Origin of the sequence: Streptomyces sp. NPDC048424 (assembly GCF_040651555.1) — a bacterium.
Lineage (GTDB): Bacteria > Actinomycetota > Actinomycetes > Streptomycetales > Streptomycetaceae > Streptomyces.
On the sequence record NZ_JBEZKE010000035.1, the window covers coordinates 68,535 to 74,746 of the forward strand.

Sequence of the window (6,212 nt, forward strand, 5' to 3'; positions counted from 1 at the left end):
CTGCCGAGCCGGTCCGGTGCGGGGGCCCGGGCACGGCGGCCGTACACCGGCCGCGTGCGCTCGGCGCCGTTCCCGCGCGGATCCGACACATCAGGTCCCGGGCCGCGCGACGATCCCGGAGAGCAGGTGCATTCCATGCGCACGTCGACCCGCATCGCAGGTGTCCTCACCGGCCTGACCCTCGCCCTCGGTGGCGCGGCCCTCGTGGCCCCCGCCGCCCACGCGGACGTCTCGGCCTGCATCAACCAGGTCGAACGCGAACTGCAGGGCGGTGAAGCCTCGGCCGCCATCCGGACGGCGTGCTACGACGCACAGTCCGGCAACCACGAGAAGTGCGTGACCGGCCTGACCGCGAGCAGCGTGAGCAACGGGACCGCGGTGAGCGCCTGCAAGGTGGCCCCCAACTAGGTTCCGTTGACGCGGCGTTCGACCGTGTTCCGCTGCTTGTGGACCTCGACATCGAGCGCGGATGCCGGCCATGACGGCCATGACGGCCTAGAAGGCCGGTGCGTCGCCGGCCTTGCCTCGCGGTGACGGTCACGGTCACGGCGGCGTGGTCCGTGGCCGCAGGCGTTCGCCCTGCGGCCCGAACAGGACCAGGTACTCGACCGGCCCGCCGGAGCCCGCGTTCGCCACCCCGTGCGGGGTGCGGGTGTCGAACTCGGCGACCTCCCCGGCGGTCAGGACGAGATCCTGGTTGCCCAGCGCGAGCCACAGCCGCCCGTACAGAACGCACAGCCACTCGTAGCCCTCGTGGGAGACCTGCCGGGGCCGCGCGGGCGGATCCTCGGCGGCGGGCAGTACGTGCTTGTGGGCGTGCAAGCCGCCGACGTACCGGGTGAGGGGCAGCACCGCCTTGTCGCCGCCGAAGCTCAGCGGCGCCGAGGTGCGTGGCTCAATCACCGGGGCGGGTGCGGTACCGGCCAGCTCGTCCAGGGAGACGCCGTACTCCTTCGCCAGCCGCAGCAACACCTTCAGGGTGGGCTTGCGTCGGCCGGTCTCGATCCGCGACAGCGTGCTCGGCGAGATGCCGGTCGCACAGCTGACACCTGCGAGCGTGGCGCCGTGCTGCTCGCGCGCGGCCCGCAGCCTGGGCCCCATCGCCGCCGGCGTGCCGTCCAGGTCGTCGCCCGTCACCGTTCCCGCTCCTTCCAGCCGCACCGCTCCACCCCCCCCTGTCCTGCGAGCTTGCCAGATTGGCAACGCTGATCGCGTCGGGCGGCGGCCGCACCGCATGATCGACGGGCACCCGCGTCCGCCTGCGAACCGAGGAGAAGCCCATGCAGCCCGAGCCGACCGCCGAGCTCCGCCACCGCACCATCGAGGCCCCGGCCGGACGCCTGCACCTGGTCGAGCAGGGCACCGGCCCGCTGGTCCTGCTCGTGCACGGCTTCCCCGAGTCCTGGTACTCCTGGCGCCGCCAGCTCCCGGCCCTCGCCGCCGCCGGCTACCGGGCGGCGGCGATCGACGTGCGCGGCTACGGCCGCTCCTCCAAGCCCGCGGCGACCGATGCCTACCGGATGCTCGACCTGGTGGCGGACAACGTCGCCGCGGTGCGCGCCCTCGGCGAGGAGAGCGCGGTGATCATCGGCCACGACTGGGGATCCGGCATCGCCGCCTCCTCCACCCTGCTCCACCCGGAGGTCTTCCGCGCCGTCGGCCTGCTGAGCGTCCCCTACGCGCCGCCGGGCGGCCCCCGCCCCACCGAGGTCTTCGGCCAGATCGGCGGCCCTGAGCAGGAGTTCTACGCCTCCTACTTCCAGGAGCCCGGCCGCGCCGAGGCGGAGATCGAGCCCGACGTCCGGGGCTGGCTCGCCGGCTTCTATGCGGCACTGTCCGCCGACACCATGCCCGCCCGGGGTGAGCCCGACCCGCACTTCGTCGCCCACGGCGGCCGGCTGCGCGACCGCTTCCCCGCAGGCAGGCTCCCCGCCTGGCTGCGCGAGGACGACCTCGGCGTCTACGCCGCGGAGTTCGAGCGCACCGGCCTGACCGGCGCCCTCAACCGCTACCGCAATATGGACCGCGACTGGGAGGACCTCGCCCCTCACCGCGGAGCTCCGATCAAGCAGCCGTCCCTGTTCATCGGCGGCGCCCTGGACGCCTCCACCACCTGGATGGCCGACGCCATCAACGCCTACCCCTCCACCCTCCCCGCCCTGTCCGCCTCCCACCTGCTGGAAGGCTGCGGCCACTGGATCCAGCAGGAACGCCCCGACGAGGTCAACCGCCTGCTGACCGACTGGCTCACCGCCCTCCAGGACTGAACCGAACGCGCCAAGCACCCCGGCCCCGGCGCGGCCTCCCGTACGGGGCCGTGCTTCCATGTGGTTCCGCGTTCATTCGCCCGCACGGCCCGCTCCGGAGGCCGGGGAAACGACTTCCCGAAAAACTTTCCGGGATAAGTGTTATCGGGGCCCCCGTCGACGGTCTCCCATGTATCGGGCATCATCGACCGCCGGTACGGACAGGGAACAACACATGAGTACTCAGCACACGGCAGCGCTGGTGGCAGCGGCCCGCGCGGGCGACCCCCGCGCGCAGGACGAGCTCGTCAGCGCCCATCTCCCGCTCGTCTACAACATCGTCGGTCGGGCCCTGGGCGGCTCCTGCGACGTGGACGACGTGGTGCAGGACACGATGCTGCGGGCGCTCGACGGGCTGGGCGGCCTGCGCGCGGACGAGAGCTTCCGTTCCTGGCTGGTGGCGATCGCGATGAACCGGGTGCGGGCGTACTGGCAGGCCAGTCAGAGCGGCTTCGGCGAGAGCACCCTGGAGGCGGCGTACGACGTCGCCGACCCGGGGGCCGACTTCGTCGACCTGACCGTCGTACGCCTCAACCTGACGGACCAGCGGCGCGAGACGGCGCGGGCGACGCGCTGGCTGGAGCCCGAGGACCGGGGGCTGCTGTCGCTGTGGTGGCTGGAGTGCGCCGGGGAGCTGACGCGGGTCGAGGTGGCTTCCGCGCTGGAGCTGTCCCCGCAGCACACGGCGGTCCGCGTCCAGCGGATGAAGGCCCAGCTGGAGTCGGCACGGGTGGTGGTGCGTGCGCTGGAGGCCAATCCGCCGTGCGAGGAACTGCGGGCCGTGATGGCGGGCTGGGACGGCCGGCCCTCGGCGCTGTGGCGCAAGCGAATAGCCCGGCACGCGCGTGAGTGCGTACGGTGCTCCGGTCTGTGGAGCGGACTGGTTCCGGCGGAGGGGCTGCTGGCCGGTCTGGCCCTCGTACCGGTCTCGGCGGCCCTGCTGGCCTGGGCACGGACGGCCGGGGCGGCAGGCTTCGCCCCCGTGGCCGCTGCCTTCGCCGAGGGCAGTGAGGGCGGCTTCGCCGACACGGCGACGCAGCTCACCTCGGTCGACAGTGCGGGCGGCGGCCGGGGCGCGCTGCGCAAGCGCCGGCAGCGCAACGGCCGCCGCCGGGTGATCGGCGGTGCGGTGCTCGCCGCCTGTGTCGCGGGCGGCGGCCTGGTGTACCTCGGGGGGCTCCCCGGTTCCGGTGAGCCCAAGGACGGCGGAGCCACGCCGGCCGCCCCGCTGGCGCTCTCGGCGACCGAGTCCGCGCTCCCCTCGGAGTCGGCCTCCCCGTCGCCCTCTGCGTCCCCCTCGCCCTCCCCGTCGGCCTCCGCCTCGCCCAGCCCGTCCGCGAGCCCGAGCCCGACGCAGAGCCGCAGCACCTCGCCGAGCCCGCGCCCCTCGGCGCCCAAGCCGGCGCCGGCCCCGCCGGGGATGGCCGGGCAGGTCCTGGCCCTGGTGAACACCGAGCGGGCGGCCGCGGGCTGCGGCCCCCTCAAGGAGGACCCGCAGCTTCGTGCGGCCGCTCAGGGGCACTCCGACGACATGGCGGCGCGGGACTTCTTCGCGCACACCAACCCCGACGGCGCGGACCCGGGTCAGCGGACCACCTCGGCCGGATACCGCTGGTCGACCTACGGCGAGAACATCGCCAAGGGCCAGCAGACCGCTCAGTCGGTCATGGACTCCTGGATGAAGAGCCCGGGCCACCGCGCGAACATCCTCAACTGCTCGTTCAAGGACCTCGGCGTGGGCATCCACCAGGGGGCCGGCGGCCCCTGGTGGACGCAGAACTTCGGCGCCCGGTAACCCCGCAGGACACGCGGCGCCACGACCCTCGGGCTCCGGGGCCTTCGGGCCTGAGGCCTTCGGGCGCGGCGCCCCCGGCGGGGCGCCGCCTCCGCTTAGGGGCGCGGCTGGATGCCGCGCAGTTTCTCCGGGTTGACGGTGATGCGCAGTGCGGTGATCCGGCCGTCGACGGCCTCGAAGGTCATCGCGCCGAAGTTCACGCCGCCGAGGACGAGCAGGAGGCCGGGCTCGCCGTTGATCTCGGCGACGCGCATCTCCCCCTCGGCAGCCTGGGGTTTGGCCAGGATGCCGAGCCACCAGCGGGCGACGTGGTCGGCGCCGTGCAGCGGGCGGCGGGCCGCGGTGACGATGCCGCCGCCGTCCGCCCAGGAGACGACGTCGGGAGCGAGGAGTTCGAGCACCTCGCCCAGGTCTCCACCGGCGCAGGCCGCGCGGAACTTCTCGGCGATCTCCCGCTGTTCGGCCGCGCCGGCGGTGAAGCGGGGGCGGCGGGCCTGGACGTGTTCGCGGGCGCGGTGCGCGCACTGGCGGACGTTCGCCTCGGACTTCCCGACGACCTCCGCGATCTCGGCGTAGGGGTAGCCGAACACCTCGCGGAGCATGAACACCGCGCGTTCGGTCGGGGTCAGGGTCTCCAGTACGACCAGGACCGCCATGGAGACGGTGTCGGTCAATTCGGCCTCCTCGGCGATGTCGGGCGAGGTGAGGAGGGGTTCGGGGAGCCAGGGCCCGACGTACGCCTCGCGGACGGTCTGGGCCGACTTCAGCCGGTTCAGGCTCAGGTTGGTGACGGTGCGCACCAGGTAGGCCCTGGGGTGCTCGACGGCCGTCCGGTCGGTGCGGTTCCAGGCGAGCCAGGCGTCCTGCACGATGTCTTCCGCGTCGGCGACGCTGCCCAGCATGCGGTAGGCGGCGGTGAACAACAGCCGCCGGTGCTCCTCGAAGTGATCGTTCATGATCGACACCGTGGCACCAGCCTCCTGTTCGATCAAGTGGGGTTCACCTGGTGGAGAGCGCGCGCAGCGCTTCGGCGCAGCCCGGGTCGGCTCGGGGCCCATCCCTGCTCGGAGCGTCCCAGGACCCCGCTCGCGCCGGCCGGCAGCACGTTCCTCGTTTCGTTCATGTCCAGGGGACAAGCGGCCGGCGCCGAACGTGACATCCCTGCGGGGTGACCCGCGTCACCGTGCTCCGGTGGCCGGGACGTGCGCGTCTCACGGGCGCCGGCCCCGGACCGCCCAGGCGCGGGCGGCGAGGAAGACCGTGCCGTCCTGGCCGGTGGGGAGGGTCGCGGCGAGCCGGGTGCGCAGCCGGTCCCGGGTGGCGGGGGTGAGGGTGGCGACGTAGCCGGGGGCCGGTCCCTGGCCGGACAGGAAGGGCTCCCACAGGTCCGCGAAACCGCTGAAGACGGTGGGCACCTCGATGGGGGCGACCGTCACGTCGACCAGCCCCGCCCCGGTCCAGAGCGCGCGCAGCGGACCCGGGCGGCACAGCGGGAACCGCCGGCCCTCGTCCAGCGTGGCGGCCGCCGGATCGACGGAGGCCGCGGCGTCCCAGAAGCGGCGCAGGAGGCCCATGCCCTCGGTGTAGTCCCACACGTACGCCGCGACCAGCCCGCCCGGCCGGACCACCCGGGCGGCTTCGGCCACCGCGGGCCCGGGCGGTTCCAGGAAGTTGAGGGCCAGCCCGCTGACGGCCGCGTCGAACACCGCGTCGCGCAGCGGCAGCGCCGACGCGTCGGCCACGGCGAAGCGGGCCGGCCCGGGGGCGGCGGCCCGGGCCGCGCGCAGGAATCCGGGGGACCGGTCCAGTCCCAACACGGCGCGCGGCCGGCACCGGGCCGCCACCGTCAGGGTCAGCGCTCCGGTGCCGCAGCCGACGTCCAGCCACCGCAGACCGCTCGGGACGCCGAGCCGTGCGACGAACACCTCGGCGACCTGACGGCTCCACCGGCCCATGTACCGCTCGTAGGCGTGCCCCTCCGCCCACACGTCGGACGGCCGCCGCGCCATGCGGCGGCTAGGGCGTTTCTTAGCGATCATCTCGCGGCCCAGATGTGGATGGCCGCGAGGTGGAGGGCTGCCTGGTAGGAGGTGGCGGTCTTGTCGTAGCGA

6 protein-coding genes are annotated in these 6,212 nt (G+C 73.9%); 3 read left to right on the plus strand and 3 right to left on the minus strand.

Annotation, left to right across the window (positions count from 1 at the left end):
- Positions 1-135: 135 nt before the first annotated feature.
- Positions 136-408 (plus strand): hypothetical protein, encoded by a 273-nt coding sequence (locus AB0D29_RS33155; RefSeq protein ID WP_362859326.1) that lies wholly within the window; start codon positions 136-138, stop codon positions 406-408.
- A gap of 135 nt (positions 409-543) precedes the next feature.
- Here AB0D29_RS33155 and AB0D29_RS33160 read toward each other — a convergent pair whose 3' ends face one another.
- Positions 544-1,137, minus strand: a complete 594-nt coding sequence (locus tag AB0D29_RS33160; RefSeq protein ID WP_362859327.1) for a helix-turn-helix domain-containing protein — start codon at positions 1,135-1,137, stop codon at positions 544-546.
- A 143-nt stretch (positions 1,138-1,280) separates the two neighbouring features.
- Here AB0D29_RS33160 and AB0D29_RS33165 point away from each other — a divergent pair, with 143 nt between their 5' ends.
- Both AB0D29_RS33165 and AB0D29_RS33170 read left to right on the plus strand, forming a co-directional pair.
- The gene (locus AB0D29_RS33165; RefSeq protein ID WP_362859329.1) at positions 1,281-2,267 is read left to right on the plus strand and encodes an alpha/beta hydrolase; all 987 of its coding nucleotides are present in this window, start codon (positions 1,281-1,283) and stop codon (positions 2,265-2,267) included.
- 214 nt (positions 2,268-2,481) lie between these two features.
- Positions 2,482-4,101 carry a sigma-70 family RNA polymerase sigma factor gene (locus AB0D29_RS33170; RefSeq protein ID WP_362859330.1) on the plus strand — a complete coding sequence of 540 codons (1,620 nt, stop codon included), beginning with the start codon at positions 2,482-2,484 and terminating at the stop codon, positions 4,099-4,101.
- A gap of 95 nt (positions 4,102-4,196) precedes the next feature.
- Here AB0D29_RS33170 and AB0D29_RS33175 read toward each other — a convergent pair whose 3' ends face one another.
- Together AB0D29_RS33175 and AB0D29_RS33180 are read right to left on the minus strand one after the other, a co-directional pair.
- Positions 4,197-5,057, minus strand: coding sequence for an RNA polymerase sigma-70 factor (locus AB0D29_RS33175; RefSeq protein WP_362859331.1), 861 nt, complete (start codon positions 5,055-5,057; stop codon positions 4,197-4,199).
- Positions 5,058-5,312: 255 nt separating this feature from the next.
- Positions 5,313-6,140, minus strand: a complete 828-nt coding sequence (locus AB0D29_RS33180) for a methyltransferase domain-containing protein (RefSeq protein WP_362859332.1) — start codon at positions 6,138-6,140, stop codon at positions 5,313-5,315.
- Positions 6,141-6,212: the final 72 nt, after the last annotated feature.